The organism is Promicromonospora sp. MS192 (assembly GCF_049532985.1).
Taxonomy (GTDB): Bacteria; Actinomycetota; Actinomycetes; order Actinomycetales; family Cellulomonadaceae; genus Promicromonospora.
The window spans coordinates 1,220,875-1,241,454 of the sequence record NZ_CP186693.1 but is presented as its reverse complement, the minus strand read 5'-3'; the positions used below and the strand labels follow the sequence as shown (position 1 = coordinate 1,241,454).

Here is a 20,580-nt window from a genome sequence, read left to right as displayed (position 1 = left end):
GGCGAGGACCCACGGTGCGGGCCTGATCATGTGCTGATCACCCTCGGGCCGGGCCGTCAGGCGCCCACCGGCCGCAGCCGCTCTCGCAGCTCGTCGAGCCGCACCGCGACACCGATCCGGAACAGCCGCTCGCCGTCCCGCCAGCCGGCGCCGAGGAGCTGGTCCAGGCGGCCGAGCCGCTGCAGGATCGTGTTGGTGTGGAAGCTCAGCTCCCGGGCCGTCCGCGTGGGGCTCGCACCGACCCGGACGAACGTGCGCAGGGTCTCCAGCAGGTCGGTGCCGCGCTCGGCGTCATACCGGCGCACCGGTCCGACGGTGTGCTCCAGGAAGCCGTCGAGCGACCTGGCGTCGATGTCGAGCACGGCCGCGTAGGGCACGTAGTCCTCGGTGGCCGCCACCTCGTCCTCGGCCCCGAGCGCAGCCAGCAGACGGGCCGTGCGCTCCGCGGTGGCGAACGCGGCAGGCAGCGCCCCGCGCGCGGCCGGCGGCACGACGGCGAGCACCGCGCACCCGATCGACCGCGCGACCCGGGCGCGGAGCTGGTCCGGGGCGGGCGTGCCGGGCCCGGCGTCGTGCACCGCGACGACGTAGCCCCGGTGCTCCCCGACCAGCGCCCGCTCCCCCAGCAGCGCGCCGAGCTGTCGCACCGCCGCGGTCCGCCGGTCTCCGGGCACGACGAGCAGCAGCAGCGTGTCGAGCACGTCGATGCCGACGCCGAGCCGCCGCGCCCGGCGCTCGACGTCCGCCCGGCGCTCCGGGACGTCGTGGAGCAGGTCGGTGACCACCTCCGTGCGGACCCGCTGCTCCGCGTCGGCACCGGCCTCCTGCTGGAGCGCCAGCAGCGCCCCCACCTGGCCCGCGCGCTCGACAGTGCGCCGGTCGACGGCACCGAGCGGCTGCTCGCCGTCGCCCACGAGCACCGCCCCGAACAGCCGGGGACCCGCCGCGAGCGCCATGACGCTGCCCGTCCCGGGCACCTGGTCGACCGGGACGCAGTGCCCGGTGCGATGGCTGGCGGCCGTCGCCTCGCGCACCCGGCGGTCCGCCTCGTCGTCGCGGTCGACCGTCGCGGCCGCCAGGGGCGACCCGGCGGCGCCCACCACGGTGCCGCGCTCGTCGACGATGGCAACGGGCCGGCCGAGGCCGGAGGCGAGGATCTCGGCCACGGGGGCGAACCCGCCCCCGGTGAGGATGACCTGGACGAGGCGGGCGTGGACGGCGCTGGCTCGGTCCCGTTCGGCGAGGTGCTCGCGCAGCTCGGCGAGCGCCCGCCGAGCCTCGTCCTCGGAGCGGCGCAGGCTGCGCAGCGTCTCGGCGGTCTGGAGGACGACCGAGGCGTGGTCGGCAAGTGCCGACAGGAGGGCGACCTCCTCCTGCGTGAAGCGGTGCGCGGTGCGGGTGGCGACGAACAGCACGCCGAGGACGTCGTCGCCCGAGACCATGGGGACGCCGAGCAGGGAGACGATCCCCTCGTCGGCGACGGCCTGGTCGACGCCGGGGTCGTGCCGGTCGGTGCGGTAGCTCGGGTACTGCTCCGCCCACTGCGCGTCGCGGGTCTCGACGACGGCGCCGGCGAGCCCGCGGCCCGGCGGGACACGCAGCCTCCGGAAGGCGGCGCTGACCGCCCCGGCGGTGGTGCGGACGCGCAGCTCGCCGGTGTCGGGATGGAACTGCGAGAGGTAGGTCACGTCGCCGCCGAGCATCTGGTGCGCGCGCTGCACGAGCCGGTCGAGGACGGCGGCGCTGTCGCGCAGCTCGGCGAGCTCGCGGGCGCTGGAGTAGAGGGCGGCGAGCTCGCGCTCGCGCCGCCGCAGGCGGGTGTTCTCGTCGACGATCGTCGTGACGTCGTCGGCCGGGCGAGTGTGCGTCATCGTCGCTCCCTGTCGGCGTTGACCGGGTGACCGCGGCCGGAGAGGTCGTGTGCTCTCGATGCACGCGCCGACCGGATCGGTGTGGTCACCGTACATGGGCCCCTCCTGCGGGTTCCGCCTAGCGTCGGCTGTGCCCGCCCCGCACCGCTGGGCGGTGACCCGTCTCGCCGTACACGAAGGAGTGTCATGGCCGCCTCTATCGACATCGACAGCGCGGGGCTGGACTCGCGCGCCCAGCGCCGCCACGCGGTCATCGGCAGCTCGGTGGGCACGATCATCGAGTGGTACGACTTCACGCTGTACGGGCTGGCCAGCGCGCTGGTGTTCGCGCCGTTGTTCTTCGGCGGCGGCGGTCTGGCGGGCACGCTGGGGGCGTTCGCGTCGTTCGCCGTGGGGTTCGGTGCCCGCCCGATCGGCGGCCTGGTCTTCGCCCACGTCGGCGACCGGCTGGGGCGCAAGGGCACGCTCCTGGCCACGCTGGTGATGATGGGTACGGCGACGACGCTGATCGGCGCGCTGCCGACTGCCGACACGATCGGTGTGTGGGCGCCGGTCATCCTGACGGTGCTGCGGGTCGTGCAGGGTGCCGGCGCGGGAGCGGAGTTCGCGGGGGCGATGACGATGGCGAACGAGTCGGCCCCCGTCCGGGGCCGGGCTCTCACCGCCGGGTTCCCTGGCGCCGCCGTCTATGTGGGCATGGCGATCGCGACGGTGACGTTCGCCGTCCTGTCCGCGGCGCTGCCGGGCGACGCGTTCGTGACGTGGGGCTGGCGCATCCCGTTCCTGGCCAGCGCCGTGATCGTGGCATTCGCGCTGTACTTCCGGCTCCGGGTCAAGGAGACCGCGGCGTTCGAGGCGGCCGAGCGGGACGGGGCGGTCGTCGCCGCGCCCGTGGCCGAGGCGGTGCGGGGGTACTGGCGGGTGCTGCTGCCGGGCATGGCGCTGTTCGTGTTCGTGCTGCCGTGGGTCTACGTGGTGCAGACGTTCTCGATCTCGTACACCACTGGTGATCTCGGGGTGGACCGGACGGGCGCGCTGGTCGGGCTCATCGTCGCCGAGGTGCTGACGGTGCCCGCCACGCTGTGGTTCGGGTGGCTGGCCGACCGGGTGGGCCGCAAGCCAGTCCTGCTCGGCGCGGGGAGCTTCGCCGTGCTGTTCGCGTTCCCGATGTTCTGGCTGTTCGACACAGGTTCCGCGGTGCTCGTGGGGGTTGCGCTCGTGCTCGGGCTGGCGGTCGTGCAGGGGGCGACGATCGGGGTCTCCGCGGCGCTTCTGTCGGAGGTGTTCCCCACACGTCTGCGCTGGAGCGGCATCGCGATCTCGCGGGAGCTCCCGGCGGCGGTCTTCGGTGGCACCGCGCCGTTCGTGGCGACGTGGCTGGTCACCGTCGGTGGCGGCGCACCACACCTGGTCGCGGTGTACCTGGTGGTGGTCAGCGCGATCGGGCTGGCCGGCATCCTCGCGCTGCCGGAGACGCTGCCGAGGCGCTAGCTCGCGCCGGCACCTCTGGTGCCCGCCCGGGTGCCTCATGGCCGCCGCATCCGCGCCGCGAGCGCTGGGTTGCGGTAGGGCCCGGGCGCGTCGAGGGCCTCCACGACGTTCTCCACGACGTCGGCGGGCTTGTCCTGCGACATCTTGTCCTTGCCGACGAACCGCGTGACGCGCATGCGGAACCCCACGGTGCCGCGCACGATCCGCTCGGCATACGCGGCGTTGGCCAGCGTTGCCCGGAGCCGGAACGGCTGGGGCAACGGGTCCTCGAAGTGGTCGACGAGCCGCTCCAGCACGGCGAGGTTCTCGGCGTCGCCGAGGATCTCGGGGGTGCCGTAGGCGTGCACGGTCGGCGAAGTTCCAGGTGGGCACGGCGGTCGGCAGGCCGTACCAGGACGGCGAGATGTACCCCGACGGGCCGGAGAAGATCACGAGCAGCTCGTGCGACCCGAGCTCGTGCAGCCGTTCGTCGGGGCGTCCGACGTGCGAGAGCACGGTCAGCTCCTCGGCGTCCTCATCGAGCAGGAACGGGTAGTGCGAGGCGACCAGGCCGGCGCTCGTGGAGCTCACCATCGTCGCCCAGGGCGCGGAGCGGACGAGGGAGCGCACCTCGCCGGGATCGGTGAGCGCATAGTCCGGGTTCTCACGCATCAGGCTTCTCCGGGAAGGTCGTACCAGGTCCAGCGGCCGCCGAGCATGGTGGCCGCCACCGGCATCCGCCGCAGCTCGTCGGGCGACGCCGTCAGCGGGTCGACGTCGAGCACCACCAGGTCGGCGACGTCGCCCGCGCTCACCGTGAGGCGACCGCGTGTGCTCGCGGCGAACGCCGCGGAGACGGGCAGCGCCTGCTCCGGGTGCCAGGCCTCGCGTCCGTCCCGCGCCCGGGACACCGCGGCGGCGAGCGCCTGCCAGGGATCGAGGGGCGCGACGGGTGCGTCGGAGCCGAGCTGGAGGGTGGCGCCGGCGTCGAGCAGCGAGCGGAACGCGAAGGCCCGACCAGTGCGTCCGGGCCAGTGCCGGTCGGCGACGTCGCGGTCGTCCATGGCGTGCTCGGGCTGCACGCTCGCGACGATCCCGAGCCGCCCGAACCGCTCGAAGTCGCCGGCGGCGACGAGCTGCGCGTGCTCGATCACACCGGAGATGCCGAGGTTCTCGAAGGTGTCGAGCACCTGCGTGGTCGCCCGGTCGCCGATGGCGTGCACGGCGGGAGCGATGCCGTGGTCGTGGGCGGTGCGCAGCAGGTCGGTGAGGCGTGCGGGGTCGACGCTCAGGACGCCGTAGGAGCCGGGGTCCGCCGGGTCGAGCCCGGGGTACGGGTCCCGGCAGTACGCCGTCCGGGTGTTCAGCGATCCGTCCACGACCACCTTGAGCCGCCCGAACGTCACGAGCCCGCCCTCGTCGAGCCGGTCGCCCGTGCGCAGACCGCGCTCGATCGCCGCGTCGAGGCGCTCCGGCCAGATGGAGGCCTCGACCCGGAGCGCCGTGACGCCCTCGGCCACCCGGGCCGGCCAGAGGCTCGCGTTGTCCGCGTTCTCGAACTCGACGACGCCGACCACCCCGCGGCGCGCGGCGGCGTCGGCGGCTGCCCGGTACGCGGCGACGCCGGGCTGCGCGCCCCGGTCGAGCGCTTCGAGGGTGCCCATCCACTCGGTCTCGCGCAGCATGCCGTCGGGTGGCAGGTCGATGCCGAGCCGGCGGCCGGCCGCGGAGTTGAACCAGCCGGAGTGCAGGTCGCCGCTGACGAGCACGACCGCACGGTCGGGGGCGAGCTCGTCCAGGGCCGCGAGGGTCGGCGGGTCGGTCCAGAGCGCGTCGCGGAACCCGTAGCCCACGACCACGTCGGCGTCCGAGGCGGGCAGGGCGGCGCGCATGAGCGCGACCGCCGCGGTGGCGCTGCCGGCGGGCGCGAGGTCGATGCGCTCCCGCCGCACGACCCACTGCGTGAAGTGCACGTGCGCGTCCCAGAGTCCAGGCACGAGGTACCGGCCGTCGAGCCACAGCTCGGGGTCACGGCCCGGGTCGAGCGCTCCTGCGGGCGCGATGCGGGCCACGCGCCCGTCGCTGACGAGCACGTCGCGCGGCCCGGCCACGCCATGGAGCCGGACGTCGCGCAGGATCAGGGGCGGGGGCGTCGTCATGCGTCCTCCAGCTCGAGCGGCTCGCCGAGCACGGGGACCGACCGGAGCAGCTCCCGGGTGTACGGGTCCGCGGGGTCCGCCAGCACGGCGTCGGTGTCCCCGTGCTCGACGACGTGCCCGTCACGCATGACGCTGACCTCGTCGCTCATGTACCGCACGACGGCCAGGTTGTGCGAGATGAACAGGACGGTGAGATCGAGGTCTCGCTGCAGCTCCCGCAGCACGTTCAGCACCGCGCCCTGCACGGAGACGTCGAGGGCGGAGGTGATCTCGTCGGCGATCAGCACGGTCGGCTCGGCCGCGAGCGCCCGCGCGATGGTGATGCGCTGGCGCTGCCCGCCGGAGAACGCCGCGGGCGGCTCGCCCGCCCGTGCCGGGTCGATGCGGACGCGCTGGAGCAGCTCGCTGACGCGTGCCTCGCGGTCGAGCCGCGCGAAGGTCCGCCCGGTCGCGAGAAGGCCTTCCGCGACGGAGGTGCCGACCGGCATACGCGGGTCCAGGGCGCTGAGCGGGTCCTGGAAGATCATCTGGACGCGGCGCCGGGCAAGCCGTGCCGCCCTGGTGCGGTCGGTGAGGGGGACGCCGTCGAGCAGGACCGTGCCCGCGCTGACCGGCGTGAGCCCGACGGCGACGCGCGCCATCGTGGACTTGCCGGAGCCGGACTCGCCGACCAGGCCGTGGGTCGTCCCGCCGCGCACGGTGAGATCCACGCCGTCCACGGCGACGTGTGCCGCACGCCCGTGGCCGTAGCGGACGCTCACACCGCGGAACTCGAGCTCGCTCATGCGTGCACCTCCTGGGAACCGTCGAGGACCGGGTCGGGTTCGACCACGGGCAGCGGTGCTGCCCGGTCGGTGGTCATGTCCGGCACGCAGGCGATGAGGCCGCGCGTGTAGGGGTCGCTCGCCTCGTCCAGCCGGCCGGCGGCGAGCTCCTCCACGATCCGCCCGTCCCGCATCACGAGCACGCGGTCGCAGAACCCGCTGACCAGCGCGATGTCGTGCGAGATGAGCAGGATGGCTGCGCCGGTGGAGCGCTGCGCGTCGCGCAGGGCCCGCATCACCTGGCGCTGCACGGTGACGTCGAGCGCCGTGGTGGGTTCGTCGGCGAGGATGAGCCGGGGCGTGCCCATGAGGCCCATCGCGATCATGGCGCGCTGGCGCATGCCGCCCGAGAACTCGTGCGGGAGCTGGCCGAGGCGGCGCTCGGGGTCGGGGATGCGGACGAGGTTCAGGGCGTCGACGGCCCGGCGCAGCGCCGTCGCACGTCCGGTGCGGGCGTGCGTCTCGCTCACCTCGCGCAGCTGGGTGCCGATGGTGAGCGCGGGGTTGAGTGAGCTCAGCGGGTCCTGGAAGATCATCGCCTGCTCCAGGCCCAGCCGGCGGCGTTCGGCAGCGTTCGGGGCGCGTGTCATGTCGATGCCGCGGAACACGAGGGTGTCGCTCTCGACGAGGGCGTCCGGCCCGAGGAGCCCGGCGACGGCCATCGCCGTGACCGACTTGCCGGAGCCGGACTCTCCGACGATGCCGACCACCTCGCCCGGAGCGACCCGGAGGTCCACACCGTGCACGCGCTCGACGAGCCCGCCGTCGTCCGACCGGAAGGAGACGCGCAGGCCGGTGGCCTCCACCACCGCGGCGGCGTCGGGCACGGCGGCCGCGACGCGGACCTCGGCCCGGGGGCGCCGCCGCACCGGCCGGGCGGCCTGCCGGCCCGGCCGCTCGCTGAGCAGCTGGCCGAGCAGCGCGAAGAGCACGCCGGTGACGACGATCGCGGCGCCCGGCCCGACGGCGGCCATGGGGTCGACGTAGATCCGCCGGGCGCCCTCGTTGAGCAGGCGCCCCCAGTCGTACTCGGGTGCCTGGACGCCGAGGCCCAGGAACGAGAGCGCGGCGAACGACAGCAACGTCACCGAGGCGTGCGCCGCCGTGTTCACCAGCAAGGGCGGCAGGATGTTGGGCAGCACGTGCCGCGTGGCGGTGCGCAACGGCCCGCTGCCGAGCATCCGCGCGGCGTGCACGAAGTCGCTGCCCGCCACGGACGACGCGAGGGTGCTCACGAGCCGGCCGAAGACGGGCACACCCGCGAACCCGATGGCGAGCGTCGCGCCCGTGGCGGTGGTGCCCCAGATCACCGAGAAGAACAATGCGAGCAGCAGCCACGGGAAGGACAGGAGGATGTCGATGAGCGCGTTGGCGGCGCGACGGGCGACCGACGGCAGGACGGCAGCCACGATGCCGACCACGACGCCGCCCACCACCGAGATGCCGGTGGCGCCGAGCGTCAGGACCACCGAGATCCGCGTCGCGACGACGACCCGGGCGAACAGGTCCCGCCCGAGCTCGTCGGTGCCGAACGGGTGCGCGAGGCTCGCTCCCTGCTGGCGTTCGGCGATGTCGCGGGCGGTCGCGGCCTCCCCGAGCACCAGGGGGCCGAGGACCGTGGCGAGCACGACGGCGAGCACGCCGATCGTGACGACGGCCCCGCGCGGGGTCAGGAGGTGACGGCTGAACCGGAATCTCATGTCAGGCCTCCGCGATCGCCGAGCGCGGGTCCAGCGCGGCCAGGGCGAGGTCGATGAGCAGGTTGGCGGCGAGCACGAGGAGCGCGTAGACGAGCACGACCCCCTGGATCAGCGGGTAGTCCTTGGCGGTGATCGACGAGACGATGGTCGAGCCGATGCCGGGGATGACGAACACCGTCTCGATGAGCACGGTCCCGGCCACGAGCCCGACGAGCACCACGCCGCCCGCGGTCAGGGTCGCGGCGACGATGTTCGGCAGCGCGTGCCGCAGGTACAGGAGACGGGCGGGGAGCCGCTTGCTGCGCGCCGTCGTGAGGTACGGGGCGTCGAGCACCCGCAGCATCTCGACGTGCACGATCCGCGCGAGGTAGGCGAGCGGCCCGACGGCGAGGGCGACGACGGGCAGCACGAGCTGCGCCGGCTGGCCCCAGCCGGCCGGCGGGAAGGCCTGCAGCGCGACGCTGAAGACGTACACGAGCAGCACCGCGAGCAGGAAGTTCGGCACGGCGACGAGCAGGCCGAGCAGCCCGGAGACCCCGAGGTCCAGCCCGCGCCGCCGTCCGCCGCGGGCCGAGACCGCCGTCGCGACGCCGATCGGGAACGCGCCCAGCGCCGCGACCAGGAACGAGAGGACCGACAGCACCAGGGTCGTCGGGAGCCGCTCGGCGAGCGTCGCCGCGACGGGGCGCTGGGACGTGACGGAGACGCCCAGATCGCCCGTGAGCAGCCCACCGAGGTAGTTCCCGAACTGCTGCGCGACCGGGAGGTCCAGCCCGAGCTGCCCGCGCAGTGCCTCCACCGTGTCGGGGGACACCGTGGGGCCGAGCGCGGCGCGGACCGGGTCGCCCGGGACGAGGTGGACCAGGAAGAAGGACGCGACCAGGACGATCACGAGCGAGATCAGCGCCCGCAGCAGCCTGCGCAGCACGAAGGCCAGGCGCGGTGATCCCACGAGGAGGCGGAGGCGGTCGGTGGCCTCCGACGACGGTGTCGACGGGGCGTGCACGACCGCGCCGGCGGCCGGGGGCAGCGTCATGGGTTCAGCCCAGCATCCGGATGGTGGTCGGCGCGATGCTGCCCGGCATCTCGAAGGTCGCGCCGCTCCGGAAGGTCGGCGACTCCGTCTCCGCGAGGGGGAACGTGTCGACGCGGTCGATGAGCTCCTTCTCGGCCTGGAGCCACAGGTCGCAGGCGGCGTCGGCGTCCGGGGCGGCGAGCGCCTGCTCGGCCAGGGCGTTGTACCCGGGGTTTGCGACGCCCATGAAGTTGTACCCGCCCTCCTCGCTCGTGGCGCCCAGGAAGAACAGGCTCAGCACCACGGGGCTGCTCGGCGCGAGCTGGATGAAGCCGGTGTCCCAGTCGTAGGTCTGGTAGAGGTCGGTCGACCAGCCCGTCGGGTCCTCGGCGACCAGCTCGGTGGTGATGCCGAGCTCGTTCCACTCCTGCTGCACCTCCTCGGCGGCCGCGCCGTGCGACGGCGTACCGGCGTCGTAGAGGAAGCGGATGCCGAGGTCGCGGGAGCCGTCCGGGGCAGCCGGGTAGCCCGCCTCGTCCAGCAGCTCCCCGGCTGCCTCGAGATCCCTCGCAGGGAGCTCCCAGAGCGGGCCGTCGGCGACGCAGGTGAGCGGCACCTTGTTCACGAGCGACACGGACTCCAGGGTGTGGCCGTCGGTGACCAGCTCGCCGACCGCCGCACGGTCGAGCGCCAGCGTGAGGGCGCGGCGCACACGCTCGTCGGCGGTAGGGCGGTCCGCGCGCTCGTTGAAGAGCATCTGGCCGATCGGGTTGAGCACGCCCACGGAGTCCAGGCCCGCCGCCTCGACGCGCGCACGGTCGGCGCCGATGACGGCCGCCGCGTTGAGCTCGCCCGAGAGGAGGAGGTTGGCGGCCGTCGCCTCGTCAGTGATCACGCGTGCCACGATCTGGTCGGGCAGGCCCGCGGTGTCGCTGGTGACGCCGTCCGGGCCCCAGGTGTACCCGGCCCGCTTGGCGTACGTGTAGGACGATCCGGGGGCCGCGTCGGTGAGCTCGAAGAGCGCCGTGCCGTTCGTGGCGTCCGTCAGCGTCTCGGGGTCGTCGAGGCCCGCCTGACAGACCATCTCGACGGCGCCCGTGCTCTGCAGCAGGAACGGGTTGCTGGTCGCGCTGGTGATGGTCAGGGTGTTGCCGTCGGCGGTCGCGGACATCTCGGCGGTGACGTTGGAGCCGAACCAGAACGTGCCGTTCTGGGCGTCCGCCTGGTAGGCGAAGTTGTGGGCGGCGGTCTCGGCGGTGAAGTCGGAGCCGTCGGCGCAGGTGATGCCGTCCTTGAGCGTGTACGTGACCGACGTGCCGGTCACCTCCCAGCTCTCGGCGAGCCACGGGACGATCTCGCCCTCCGGGGTGAGGTAGGTGAGCGACTCGTAGCCGTACGGCACCAGGCCGCGCTGGACGAGCGAGACACCGGTGAGCGGCGAGAGGCTGCCGGGGTCGTCGTTGACCGCGACCGTGAACGTGCCGCCGGAGACGACGTCGGCGCCCTCGCCTGCCGCCGTGCCCGTCCCGGTACCGCACGCCGCGAGCGCGGCGACGGTGGCGAGGGTCGTCGCCGCGACGGCGGCGCCTCGGATCCTGGTGCTCATGATGTGCCCTTCGGGGAGTGCGGAGCGGACAGTGCCGGCCGGTCCGTACCGTCGGTACGTTCCGTGCGTTCGATGCGGGCGAGCGGCCCGGCGGCCTTCACGGAGATCTTGAGCATGGGCTTGGTGACGTACGAGACGGGCGTCTCGAGCACGTCCACCACCTCGACGGTGCGCGGGTCGGCACCGGCCTGGATGGCCCGCTCGATCGCCTGGTTGCTCACGGCCTGGACGGCCGCGGCGCGGTCGGCGTAGTCGCACATCTGGTCGGCGCGCCCGCCGGCCAGCGCGATAGCCGCGCCGACGGCGTTCGCGACGTTGCCGCGCGCGGGTCGCAGCACGTCGCTCGCGCCCTGGAGGTGGTCGGGGACGAGGAAGCCGCCACCACCCACCACCACGAGCGGCAGGTTGGTGCGACCGAGCGACATGCGCTCGACGGCGGACTCGATGCGGTCACGCGCCACGGCGAGCGCCTCGCCGAGCGCGACCCGGGTCGCGCGGTCCACCGGAGGCAGCTCGTGGCCGGCGATCGTCCCGGCACGGGCTGCGGCCGCGGCGTCGGTGAGGGTGGCGGTCGGGCCGCCGAAGAGAAGCGCCTCCTGCGAGATGCGGTGACCCACGGAGTCGGTGAGCGGCACACCCCGGGCCAGGTCGACGACGGTGCCGCCGCCCACGCCGAGGCTCAGGATGTCGGGCATGCGGAAGTTGGTCCGCACTCCCCCGATCTCGCGCGGCAGCGTGGACTCCCGCGGGAACCGGTCGACGAGCACGCCGAGATCGCTCGTCGTGCCGCCCACGTCGACGATGATCGCGTCGTCGGCCCCCGAGAGCCGGGCGGCCCCGCGGATCGAGTTCGCCGGTCCGGACCCGATGGTCAGCACCGGGTACCGGGCCGCGTACTCGACGGCCATGAGGGTGCCGTCGTTCTGCGCGAAGAAGGCCGCGGCGTCGAGCCCTTCGTCCTCCACGACGACCAGCAGGGCGGTCGTCACCTCGCGGGCCACCCGGTAGAGCGCGGCGTTGAGCACCGTGGCGTTCTCACGCTCGAGGAGGCCGAGCTCGCCGACCTCGTGGCTGAGCGAGACCGGCACGTCGGCCCCGACGTGGTCGTGCACGAGTGCCGCGACCTCGAGCTCCTGCTCGGGGAACGACGGGCTGAAGATGCCGCACACCGCCACGGCGTCGAACCGCCCGGCGAGCTCGTCGAGGAACCGGCGCACGGCGTCGAGGTCGAGCGGCGCGATCGGGTAGCCGTCCACGAGGTGGCCGCCGCCCGCGAGCAGCGCGCCGGCCAGCACGGTGTCCCGCAGGTCGGCGGGCCAGCCCACGAGCGACGGGAAGTCGGTCGAGGCCGGTGCACCGAGCCGCACGACGGCCACGCGGCCGAGGTCGCGGCGGCGCACTATCGCGTTCGTCGCGTGCGTGGTGCCGAGCATGACGCGTGAGACACCGTGCCGGAGGTCGCCGATCTCGCGCAGCACCGTCGTCAGGGCGGCACGGATGCCACCTGTCACGTCGGGCGTCGTGGCCTGCTTGGTCCAGGCGATGACGTCACCCGCGCCGTCGAGCACGACGGCGTCCGTGTTGGTGCCACCGACGTCGATGCCGACGGAGAGGTCGCGGGCGCTCATCGGGTGGCCTCCTCGACCGCGGCGCCTTCCCCCGCCGTCGCGGCGCCCGCCGCCGTGAACGGCGTGTACTCGATCTCGTACCCGAACGCGCGAGGCCCCGCGAGCTCGATCCCGCGCTCGGTGCGCCACAGGGGGTCGCACGCCCACGCGAGCACGCTCACCCGCTGGCCGAACCGCAGGAGCTCGGTCGAGATCGCCTCGCCGGTCTCGGAGTCGACGATCGTGATGAGGTCGGGCACGCTGACCGTGACGACACCGTCCTCGATGACCACGAGGTTCTCGTTCTGGATCTCGATGCGCACGAGCCGGCCCCGGTCGGCGCCGATGCCCTGGACGGTGACGGAACCGCGTGTGAACCCGCCCTCGGTCATCCGGTCGATGTCGACGACCTTGCCCGTGACCAGCACGGCGGCGCCCAGCTCGTCGGCGATGCCGGCGACCGGGTCGGAGGAGCCGATCAGCCGCCGTCCGACCTCGATGGCGCGGCTGACGGTGCCCTCGATGACGGCGCCCGGCGCCGTCTCGTGCGTCAGCAGGTAGTGGGCGCCGATGGCGATCCCGCCCGCGGCGACCGTGAACGCGCGCGCGTGGCGCTCGAGCCAGGCGATGTCGACGGTGCGCAGCACCGTCACGTTGCCGACGACGTCGCTCATCACCGCGAACTCGCTCGGCAGGCCGACGACGTTCATCGAGATCATCGTGGCCTGCGGGAACGCGCGGCCCATCCCGTCGGCATCGAGCACCGCGAGCCCCAGTGCGGCCGCCCATCCGACGGGCGAGACCCCGTTGCTGCCGCCGATCTCGGCCGCCATGATCGCGGTCACGGGGCGTCCGATGAGCCGCTCCACCTCGCTGAGCAGCGTGGCGGCCTGCGCGCTGGCACCGAGCATCTCGATGCCCACCGAGGGTGCCCCGATCGCCGACATGATGATCACGGCGTCGTCGGGCCCCAGCTCGTCCACGCGCAGGAGCCGGACCGGCCCGTGGGCCGCCAGGGCCGACTCGACGGCGAGCTGCACGGTGTGCACGGCACCACCGCCGCCCGTGCCGAACACGGCAGCGCCAGCCGCCAGCGGTGCGACGTCGTCGCTCGTGATGAGCCGCAACGGCTCGGTAGTGGTGCGCATGCGCCGAGCGTAGAAACCTCCGACACCCACCACAATGTGCTGCTGGTCCAGAGAATCGCGCAAGACTGTGCTCGTGGAACATACGACGACGGACCGCGTGGCCCTCGACGAGATCATCGAACAGACAGACCGGTTCGGCGCTCGGGTGCTTGCCGGCGACCCCTCCGGCGTCGACGTGACCGGCGTCGAGGTGCTCGCGCTGGACGACCTGGCCGGCGCCTCGCGCGGGTGCCTGGTCGTCGCCGCCCCACCGCCGGGCGGGTCGGCGCGGCCGTACCAGGTCGACATCGCCCTGCGGCGGGCGATCGCGTCGGAGGTCGCCGCACTGGTCCTGATCGGCGACGTCACGCTCTCGGAGACCTCCCGCACGCTCGCCGCCCGGGGCTCGCTCACCGTGCTGGGGGCGGTCGGGGCACCTGCGGAGCTCGCGGTGTTCGTCGATCGCCTCGTACGCCGCGGCGCCGCGGGTGCACTGTCCCGGGCGGAGCACGCGATCGAGGTGGTGAGCCGCATCGCGGACGCCGGGGCTCCCGACGTCCGCCACGCCATCCTGGAGGCGGCGAGCGCCGCGCTCGGGGTGGTCCTGCACGTCGAGGAAGGCCCAGGTGTGCGCTGGACCGACGCCGAGGCGGTCTGCATCGGAGAGGTGCCCGTCGGCCGGCTCGTCGCGGAGCGCAGCGACCCCGCGATCTCGATCGCGCTGCCCGTGATCGCCTCGGTGCTCTCCCGCGCGGTGTCGCGGGAGTCCCAGGACCGGTTCGGGCCGGTGCGCTCCCGCGCCGACCTGATCGTCGAGCTGCTGTTCGCCGAGTCGTCGCGGATCGACAGCCTCGCGGTGGACGCCGCCCGCGCGGGCCTGCCCGTGCAGCTCTCGCACGCGGTCGCCTGGATCACGCCACGGCTGCCGGACGCCCCGGAGCGCCGGCTGCCCGCCTCGCTCGTGGCCGCCGTCGAGCTGCACGCCCTACGGCTGGTCGACGAGCGCACCGAGACGTGGCACGTCGCCGGGTTCCACGACGGCCTGCTGATCGTCGCCTCGGAGGAGCTCGGCGCGCCGGACCACCAGCGCCGGCTGCGCGAGGTCGTGGAGCGCTTCGTCGAGCAGGTCACCGAGCTCGTCGGGGACGGCTGGACGTTCACGGTCGGGCTCGGCACCCCGCAGAGCGCGGCCGCCGGCCTGCGCCAGTCGGCGACCGAGGCACGCATCGCCGCGGAGTCGGCGATCGCCGCGGGCCGGCTCGGCGCCGTCGAGGCGACGGACGTCACCGGCCTGCGCCGGGTGCTCCTCGACTTCTACGCGTCGCCCCTGAGCCGCACCCTGCTCGACGACATCCTCTCGCCCCTCGACGCGCTGGGCCCCGAACGCGCCGACGTCGCGGTGCGCACGTTGCTCGCCTACCTGAGCACCCGCAACTCCCTCGCCCGTGCGGCCGAGCTGCTCACCCTCCACCCGAACGCCGTCAACTACCGCGTGCAGCGCATCAGGCGAACGCTCGACCTCGATCTCGACGACCCGGACACGCGGTTCGCGCTCGAGCTCGCCTGCCGGCTGCGGCTGGTCGCCAACGGAGAGGGCATGTTCCCGAGGTAGGCCGGGCGGCCGTTCAGTCCGCGAGGAGCGTCTCCATCCGGTCCTCCCGGGCACCCTCCAGCCCGGTCCGCTCGAACGCCACGACCGCCTCGTCGAACGTCCGGTTCACCTCGGGCTCGATGTCGACGACGCCGGCCGGGGCAGTCATCGCCTCGTCGTACTCCGCGATCCAGGCGTCCATGTGCGCCACGTAGGCGTCCCGCGCGCGGTCGAGCTCGCCGCCGTCGGCCAGCGGCACGGCCTGGGCCTGCGACCGGGCGGCCAGGACGCCTTCCCGGGCGTCCTTCGCGAGACCGGGCACGTCCGCCATGAGGGCGGTGGCCAGGCGCTCCTGCCGGGCGGCGTCGGACGCGGACTCGATCTGGTCGAACCGCTCGCTCACCTCGTCGATGTACTCGCGCATGGTCGACTCGCTGTGCTCCACGGCGTCGAGCAGCAGGTCCGCGGGCTCCCGGTGGCCGCCGGCCTCCGACCAGGCGATGCCGCTCCCGGTGCTGGCGACGAGGAACGCGCCGACCGTCGACAGCAGCGCTCGGTGATTTCGCAGGTTGAGCATTAGTTCATACTCGCCCGGATCCGGGGTGGTCCGCGCGTCGATCGGTGTGATCCGTGGCGGAGCAATCAGTCATTTCAGGGCATAGCAGACACGGTTCGCGTGCGCTCCAGGTGTTCCAGCCGCTCGGCCGCGAGCGCGGCCCGGTTCATCCCCGCGCGGATGTAGGGCGCGTCCGTCCCGGCGCTCTTGGGGTAGAAGATGCCCAGGTTGATCAGGCTGACGAAGCACGCGTAGACCAGCTCGTCCTGCACGAGCCCCAAGGACAGCAGCGTGCCGATGGCGACGATCGGCACGAGGTACACCGCGACGGTGGGCTGCCACGCCGCGAGGCGGCCGAGCGTCGCGATCTCGCCCTGGGGCACGGACGAGAGCCCGGCGGCACGGGCGCGGGCGTTGGTGTCCCAGGCGAACCAGAGGCACGCCTGGACCACGACGGCGAAGGTGACGTGGCCGACGAGCGTGCCCTGCGGCCACCAGTCGCGCTGCACGAGCGTGGGCAGCACGACGTAGAGCGCCGGCAGGACCGCCAGCGAGCGCAGCCCGACCTCCGCGGCCACGGCCCGGGCGCGGGCCCGCCGGCCGCGGGGCAACGCCCAGACGGTGCTGAGCTCGGCGAAGACGTTCAGGTACAGCCGCGCGGAGACCAGCGCGAACGTGAACGTCACCAGCCGCACCGGCAGGTTCCCCCACGGGTCCGGCACGGGGTAGTCGGGTGCCCGGACGTCGTCGAGGAACATCAGTCCCAGCCCCGAGCGGCCGGAGACCTCGTCCGCCATGTCGAACCACCGTGCCTGCCAGGACAACCCGAGGTCGCGCGACCACCAGGTCACGACCAGCGCGGTGGCGCACCACAGCAGCGCCGCGGAGAGCCACGCCCACCGCTGGAGCCGCCGTGCCTGCCGCAGGTGCGCCGCTCCGGTGGCGTCCCGTACCTGGCGGGTGCGGGCCTGCACCTTGCGGCGCTCCCGCGCCACGGTGCCCGCGCCCGGCGAGAGGTCCCGGAGCCGTTGCAGCGTGCCGCGCGGGCGTTCGCGGCCGTCCTGCTCGAGGATCGCCACCTCGTCCGCGAAGACCCGGCCGATCTGCGCGAACCTGGGCGCCGACGGGTCGGTCGGCGTCACCAGCAGCCGGCGGTCGGGGTCGGCGTCGGTGAGGTCCTCCAGGAGCCGGGCCAGCCCCACCGATGTCACGTAGAACTGGTCGGGCACGGTGCCGTCCGGGGTCTGCGGGATCCCGGCGACGGTGATCAGCAGCGCGCCCAGCGAGTAGAGGTCGGCCCGCGGGTGCCCGGCGCCGTCGCGCCGCACCTCGGGCGCCGCGTACACGCTCTCGCCCTGCCCCTGCCCCGTGATGGTGCGGGCATGGAGGTGGTTGACCCCGAGGTCGACGAACCGCAGCCGGACCCGCCCCGGGCCCTCGTCCCGGACGATGATGTTGGACGGTGCGAGGTCGTCGTGGCGCCGGCCCTCCCGTTCCAGCTCCGCGAGCGCCGCGAGCAGGGCGCCGCCCAGGTCGCGCAGGGCCGGGGTGTCCAGCGGCCGCAGGATCTCCCGTGCGGGCGGGGCGGGCTGCTCGGCGGCGCGCCGCGCGAGGTGCTCGGCGAGCGTCGGGCCGCGCACCAGGTCCATGAGGATCCAGCTGTCGTGGCTGGCCCAGACCGGCACGGCCGGGGACTCCTCGGCGTCCGGCCGCCCGTGCAGGGCGTGGTAGCCGCGGGTGGCGTCCACGACGGCCGGGATGGTCAGGTAGGGGTGGAGCACGCACTTGAGGGCGAAGGTCGCGGTGCGCCCGCGGGACGGTGCCGCGACCCGCCCGGTGAGGATGATCGACGTCGTGCCGTGCCGGTAGAACTCGAGGCTGGTGAGGTCCAGGGCCGCCCACTCCGCCCGCGCCTGCGTGGAACCGGCACCGGGTTCGTGGAGCGCGGCGAGGGCGCGTTGCACGTCGGGGTCCGCGACCAGGTCGGCGCTGAGGTCCGCCGCCGCCCGGCCGGCGACCGTCACCTCCCAGGGGGCGTCGCCGTGGAACCGCATCCGGTCCGAGCTGTGCATCGCGACGAGGGTGAGCAGGTAGAACCCGAGGAATCCCGCGGTGCGCGGGCGTACCCGGGCTCCGGCGGGACCGGACCACCAGGCCCACAGCAGCTCGATCTCCTGCTGCCGGGAGGCCTGGAACCGGTCCGCGTAGGCACGCTCGTCGATCGGGACGTCCCGGAGCACGGCCTGCCAGTCCCCGACGCGCCAGCCGTCGAGGATCTCGGGCCGGACGCCGGGCGCGGCCCGCCCGGTGAGCTCACGCACCACGCCGGCGAGGTGCTCGAGCGTCGCCCTCATCCCGTCCCCCGTCCCCCACCGTCCCGGCGGCCACGAGGTGCGACGATAACGGAGCCTCGGCCCCGTACGCAGGGAGAACACACCGAGCCGGGAGGCCACCGGGCCACGGCTCCGCCGACCCGGCGTTCCACACCCCCGCCGCGCGCACCACGGCTTCGTGGGCGATGCTGACCCTCGATCGACGGCTCCGGCCGGCGAGTCCCGGTATCGACCGAAGGGAAGCACACCGTGTTCGGACCCGACTTCTTCGAGCGCCTCTCGCAGCGGACGTACTACGACCTCGACGGCAACCCGATCACGCAGGACCAGTGGTCGGTGCTGCGCCTGGGGGCGGGCAGCGGCCACGTCGCGCGCGACCAGGTCGGGTTCTACCACGTGTCCACGGTCTGGACCGGCGTCGACTCGGCGGCCTCGCCCGATCCCGGCGAGGGCGGTCACACGCCGTTGATCTACGAGACCATGGTCTTCGTCGAGCGGCTCGACCCCGACGGCGTGCTCGCCCCGGACGACAAGCTCGACTGCACCGAGCAGTACGCGGAGCTGCACGCGACACGCGAGGCAGCACTGGCGGGCCACCACCGCGCGACGGCGATGGTCCGCGACTGGATGGTGAACGGACGACCGGAGCTCTGACGGCGGGGGGCCAGCGATGCGGAGCGGCACGCGTACCAGGACCATGTCCCTCTTCACCCGGCGCGCCGTCGACGACGCGGCGCTCTACGGTGAACCGATGCAAGGAACCACCCCGCGGGAGATCGACCCCGCGGGAGCCCAGGCGCTCCTCTCGGAGCTCTTCGACCCCGGGGCCGACCGGCTCGCGCACTCGCTCGGCGTGGGTCGGCGCGCCGAGCACGTGGCGCGGGTCCTGGGCCGGCCGTCGCTCCTGGTCACCGCCGCCTACCTGCACGACGTCGGGTACGCCGCGGCCGCACGGGACACGGGCCTGCACCAGCTCGACGGCGCGCGCTACCTGCGGTCCCTCGGCGCCTCGGCCGAGCTGACCGGCCTGGTGGCGCACCACACGTCCGCGACGGTCGAGGCCGCCGAGCGGGGGCTGGACGTGACGCTGCGGCGGGAGTTCCCCGCGCCGTCGGGCGAGCTGCTGGACCTGCTCACCTACTGCGACATCACCACGTCGGCCCGGGGCGAGACCGTGACGGTCGACGAGCGGTTCGAGCACATCTACGACCGCTACCCGCCCGGCCACCTGGTGTCACGCAGCATGCAGCACGCCGAGCCCGGGCTGCGCCAGATGGTGTCCCGCATCGAGCGGCAGCTCGACCGGCCGGCCCGGTAGGCGACGGGCCCGGGCGGGCGAACGCCCGCCCGGGTCGGCTCAGGTCAGGTAGGGCTCGGTCCGCGTCGGGTCCACCGCGTGCTCGATGCGCAGGCGCATCGAAGGGTGGATGTCCAGGTCGCCCAGGCGGTCGACCTGCTGCCAGACCACCTCGCTGGACTCCCCCGACGTCCGCGCGGCCCCGCCCGTGACCGAGCCGCGCATGCAGATCGAGAACTGGGCGCGGACCTCGCCGTCCGAGTACACGATGACGTGCCGCGGGTCGGTGTAGATGCCCACGAGCCCCGTGATCCGCACGCGGTAGCCCGTCTCCTCCTCCGTCTCGCGCACGCCCGCCTGGCGCACGGTCTCACCGGGGTCGATGCCGCCGCCGGGCAGCGCCCAGAGACCGTTGTCGGTGCGGTGGATGAGCAGCAGCCGGCCGACGTCGTCCCGCACCGCCACCGTGACCGACGGGACCACCGAGTTGACGGGCGGCGCGGACGGGTCGTCGAAGTAGTCGAACCGCGCCATCACGCCACCCTGTCCGAGTCCTCCGTCCGGGGCCATGCTTCAAGTGGTTTCGCGGTGCTCCAGACCCGCTCGAAACCGGCCTGGTAAGCCGGCGCCATCGACGCCTCCGGGCCGTCCTTGAGGTGCAGCAGGGGGTTCGCGCCCGCGGGCGCGCCCCAGACGTGCGTGTTGACCAGCAGGTCGTCGTCGAACCGGAACGTGGTCGCGTACAGGGTGCTGTCGTGCAGGCGCACCTCCACCCCGGGCGTCCCGAGCGCGGGCGCCAGGTAGGCGAGCACCAGCGCGATCCGGCCCGCCAGGCCCGTACCGCCCTCCTCCTGCGTGCGGACCGCCACGGCCGCGCCGTCCGGGTCGCCCAGGAGCAGCCGTACCCGCACGCCGCGGGCCGCCATGGTGACGATCTCGGTGGTCAGGTCGAGCGTCTGGTCGGGCAGGAACGTCGCCGCGAAGGCGTGCAGCTCGAACCGCTGCTCGACGCCCGCGAGAAAGGCCTGCCACGTCCCGGAGGGCACGGCGCGGCGCGCCGGGTACACCCCGACGATCTCCTGCGCCGCGGCCTCGGCCCGGTCCACGTCGCCCCACAGCGCCGCGACGTCGCAGCCCAGCGCGTCGGACACCGCGACCCGGTGCCGCGGGTGCGGTGTGCGCCCCTGGGCCACCCAGCGCTCCACGGTCTTCGGGTCCACGCCCACCGCGGCGGCCAGCCGCACCTGGCTCAGGCCCGCCTGAGCCATCGCGGCGACCAGTCGTTGGTTCCTCATGCGCTCACCCCCAGGGACGTATCTATCACCGAAACGTCCCGCGCGCTGCCGATGGCACGTCCCGTGTGCCCGGCGCACAGTGGAGTCGCACCGTGGAAATGAGCCAGCCGACCCTGTCCGCCCCGTCCC

17 protein-coding genes and 1 pseudogene are annotated in these 20,580 nt (G+C 73.9%); 4 read left to right on the top strand and 14 right to left on the bottom strand.

The annotated features are described in order from the left end of the window. Positions 1–56 precede the first annotated feature (56 nt). Positions 57–1,871, bottom strand: a complete 1,815-nt coding sequence (locus tag ACO229_RS05560) for a helix-turn-helix domain-containing protein (protein WP_423465266.1) — start codon at positions 1,869–1,871, stop codon at positions 57–59. Between the two features lie 186 nt (positions 1,872–2,057). Between ACO229_RS05560 and ACO229_RS05555 the strand changes: the two genes are divergently transcribed. Beyond that, on the top strand, positions 2,058–3,362 hold the full coding sequence (locus tag ACO229_RS05555) for an MFS transporter (protein ID WP_423464071.1): 1,305 nt from the start codon (positions 2,058–2,060) through the stop codon (positions 3,360–3,362). Between the two features lie 35 nt (positions 3,363–3,397). On the opposite strand, the gene ACO229_RS05550 is transcribed toward ACO229_RS05555, so the two are convergent. From ACO229_RS05550 to ACO229_RS05510, 9 genes and pseudogenes are all read right to left on the bottom strand, one after another. Next, positions 3,398–3,709 (bottom strand): FMN-binding negative transcriptional regulator, encoded by a 312-nt coding sequence (locus ACO229_RS05550; protein ID WP_423464070.1) that lies wholly within the window; start codon positions 3,707–3,709, stop codon positions 3,398–3,400. A 64-nt stretch (positions 3,710–3,773) separates the two neighbouring features. Next, positions 3,774–4,013 (bottom strand): annotated as a pseudogene (locus ACO229_RS05545) (FMN-binding negative transcriptional regulator); the annotation flags it as partial. Then, on the bottom strand, positions 4,013–5,500 hold the full coding sequence (locus ACO229_RS05540; protein ID WP_423464069.1) for an amidohydrolase: 1,488 nt from the start codon (positions 5,498–5,500) through the stop codon (positions 4,013–4,015). The gene ACO229_RS05540 and the pseudogene ACO229_RS05545, both read right to left, overlap by 1 nt. Next, positions 5,497–6,285: an ABC transporter ATP-binding protein gene (locus ACO229_RS05535; RefSeq protein ID WP_423464068.1), complete on the bottom strand. Its 789-nt coding sequence runs from the start codon at positions 6,283–6,285 to the stop codon at positions 5,497–5,499. Before ACO229_RS05535 ends, ACO229_RS05540 begins: the two co-directional genes overlap by 4 nt. Beyond that, entirely contained in the window at positions 6,282–8,024 is a 1,743-nt protein-coding gene (locus ACO229_RS05530; RefSeq protein WP_423464067.1) for a dipeptide/oligopeptide/nickel ABC transporter permease/ATP-binding protein, read from the bottom strand. Before ACO229_RS05530 ends, ACO229_RS05535 begins: the two co-directional genes overlap by 4 nt. A gap of 1 nt (position 8,025) precedes the next feature. Next, complete coding sequence (locus tag ACO229_RS05525) at positions 8,026–9,060, bottom strand: ABC transporter permease (protein WP_423464066.1); 1,035 nt, start codon at positions 9,058–9,060, stop codon at positions 8,026–8,028. A gap of 4 nt (positions 9,061–9,064) precedes the next feature. Then, positions 9,065–10,645 carry an ABC transporter substrate-binding protein gene (locus ACO229_RS05520; RefSeq protein WP_423464065.1) on the bottom strand — a complete coding sequence of 527 codons (1,581 nt, stop codon included), beginning with the start codon at positions 10,643–10,645 and terminating at the stop codon, positions 9,065–9,067. Next, positions 10,642–12,273 carry a hydantoinase/oxoprolinase N-terminal domain-containing protein gene (locus ACO229_RS05515; protein ID WP_423464064.1) on the bottom strand — a complete coding sequence of 544 codons (1,632 nt, stop codon included), beginning with the start codon at positions 12,271–12,273 and terminating at the stop codon, positions 10,642–10,644. Before ACO229_RS05515 ends, ACO229_RS05520 begins: the two co-directional genes overlap by 4 nt. After that, on the bottom strand, positions 12,270–13,400 hold the full coding sequence (locus tag ACO229_RS05510) for a DUF917 domain-containing protein (protein WP_423464063.1): 1,131 nt from the start codon (positions 13,398–13,400) through the stop codon (positions 12,270–12,272). The genes ACO229_RS05515 and ACO229_RS05510 overlap by 4 nt, the downstream gene beginning before the upstream one ends. A gap of 73 nt (positions 13,401–13,473) precedes the next feature. Here ACO229_RS05510 and ACO229_RS05505 point away from each other — a divergent pair, with 73 nt between their 5' ends. Beyond that, positions 13,474–14,991, top strand: a complete 1,518-nt coding sequence (locus tag ACO229_RS05505) for a PucR family transcriptional regulator (RefSeq protein ID WP_423464062.1) — start codon at positions 13,474–13,476, stop codon at positions 14,989–14,991. 13 nt (positions 14,992–15,004) lie between these two features. Here the strand turns inward: ACO229_RS05505 and ACO229_RS05500 are convergent, their stop codons facing one another. Then, positions 15,005–15,547, bottom strand: a complete 543-nt coding sequence (locus ACO229_RS05500; protein ID WP_397417267.1) for a hypothetical protein — start codon at positions 15,545–15,547, stop codon at positions 15,005–15,007. A gap of 74 nt (positions 15,548–15,621) precedes the next feature. Continuing rightward, the gene (locus ACO229_RS05495) at positions 15,622–17,880 is read right to left on the bottom strand and encodes a protein kinase domain-containing protein (RefSeq protein ID WP_423464061.1); all 2,259 of its coding nucleotides are present in this window, start codon (positions 17,878–17,880) and stop codon (positions 15,622–15,624) included. A gap of 228 nt (positions 17,881–18,108) precedes the next feature. On the opposite strand from ACO229_RS05495, the gene ACO229_RS05490 reads away from it, so the two are divergent. Both ACO229_RS05490 and ACO229_RS05485 read left to right on the top strand, forming a co-directional pair. Then, positions 18,109–18,513 carry a hypothetical protein gene (locus ACO229_RS05490; RefSeq protein WP_397417263.1) on the top strand — a complete coding sequence of 135 codons (405 nt, stop codon included), beginning with the start codon at positions 18,109–18,111 and terminating at the stop codon, positions 18,511–18,513. Positions 18,514–18,556: 43 nt separating this feature from the next. Next, entirely contained in the window at positions 18,557–19,177 is a 621-nt protein-coding gene (locus ACO229_RS05485) for an HDIG domain-containing metalloprotein (protein WP_397430382.1), read from the top strand. 39 nt (positions 19,178–19,216) lie between these two features. Here ACO229_RS05485 and ACO229_RS05480 read toward each other — a convergent pair whose 3' ends face one another. Beyond that, positions 19,217–19,690 (bottom strand): NUDIX domain-containing protein, encoded by a 474-nt coding sequence (locus ACO229_RS05480; RefSeq protein WP_397430384.1) that lies wholly within the window; start codon positions 19,688–19,690, stop codon positions 19,217–19,219. Beyond that, a complete protein-coding gene (locus tag ACO229_RS05475; protein ID WP_397417257.1) occupies positions 19,690–20,451 on the bottom strand; it encodes a helix-turn-helix domain-containing protein in 762 nt (253 codons plus the stop codon). Before ACO229_RS05475 ends, ACO229_RS05480 begins: the two co-directional genes overlap by 1 nt. Between the last annotated feature and the right edge of the window lie 129 nt (positions 20,452–20,580).

What these genes read in the sequence shown, in the direction of transcription:
- ACO229_RS05535 (WP_423464068.1), bottom strand. Translation starts at nt 6,285, where the DNA reads ATGAGCGAGCTCGAGTTCCGCGGTGTGAGCGTCCGCTACGGCCACGGG.
- ACO229_RS05510 (WP_423464063.1), bottom strand. Translation starts at nt 13,400, where the DNA reads ATGCGCACCACTACCGAGCCGTTGCGGCTCATCACGAGCGACGACGTC.
- ACO229_RS05555 (WP_423464071.1), top strand. Translation starts at nt 2,058, where the DNA reads ATGGCCGCCTCTATCGACATCGACAGCGCGGGGCTGGACTCGCGCGCC.
- ACO229_RS05480 (WP_397430384.1), bottom strand. Translation starts at nt 19,690, where the DNA reads ATGGCGCGGTTCGACTACTTCGACGACCCGTCCGCGCCGCCCGTCAAC.
- ACO229_RS05515 (WP_423464064.1), bottom strand. Translation starts at nt 12,273, where the DNA reads ATGAGCGCCCGCGACCTCTCCGTCGGCATCGACGTCGGTGGCACCAAC.
- ACO229_RS05500 (WP_397417267.1), bottom strand. Translation starts at nt 15,547, where the DNA reads ATGCTCAACCTGCGAAATCACCGAGCGCTGCTGTCGACGGTCGGCGCG.
- ACO229_RS05475 (WP_397417257.1), bottom strand. Translation starts at nt 20,451, where the DNA reads ATGAGGAACCAACGACTGGTCGCCGCGATGGCTCAGGCGGGCCTGAGC.
- ACO229_RS05540 (WP_423464069.1), bottom strand. Translation starts at nt 5,500, where the DNA reads ATGACGACGCCCCCGCCCCTGATCCTGCGCGACGTCCGGCTCCATGGC.
- ACO229_RS05485 (WP_397430382.1), top strand. Translation starts at nt 18,557, where the DNA reads ATGTCCCTCTTCACCCGGCGCGCCGTCGACGACGCGGCGCTCTACGGT.
- ACO229_RS05525 (WP_423464066.1), bottom strand. Translation starts at nt 9,060, where the DNA reads ATGACGCTGCCCCCGGCCGCCGGCGCGGTCGTGCACGCCCCGTCGACA.
- ACO229_RS05530 (WP_423464067.1), bottom strand. Translation starts at nt 8,024, where the DNA reads ATGAGATTCCGGTTCAGCCGTCACCTCCTGACCCCGCGCGGGGCCGTC.
- ACO229_RS05495 (WP_423464061.1), bottom strand. Translation starts at nt 17,880, where the DNA reads ATGAGGGCGACGCTCGAGCACCTCGCCGGCGTGGTGCGTGAGCTCACC.
- ACO229_RS05560 (WP_423465266.1), bottom strand. Translation starts at nt 1,871, where the DNA reads ATGACGCACACTCGCCCGGCCGACGACGTCACGACGATCGTCGACGAG.
- ACO229_RS05520 (WP_423464065.1), bottom strand. Translation starts at nt 10,645, where the DNA reads ATGAGCACCAGGATCCGAGGCGCCGCCGTCGCGGCGACGACCCTCGCC.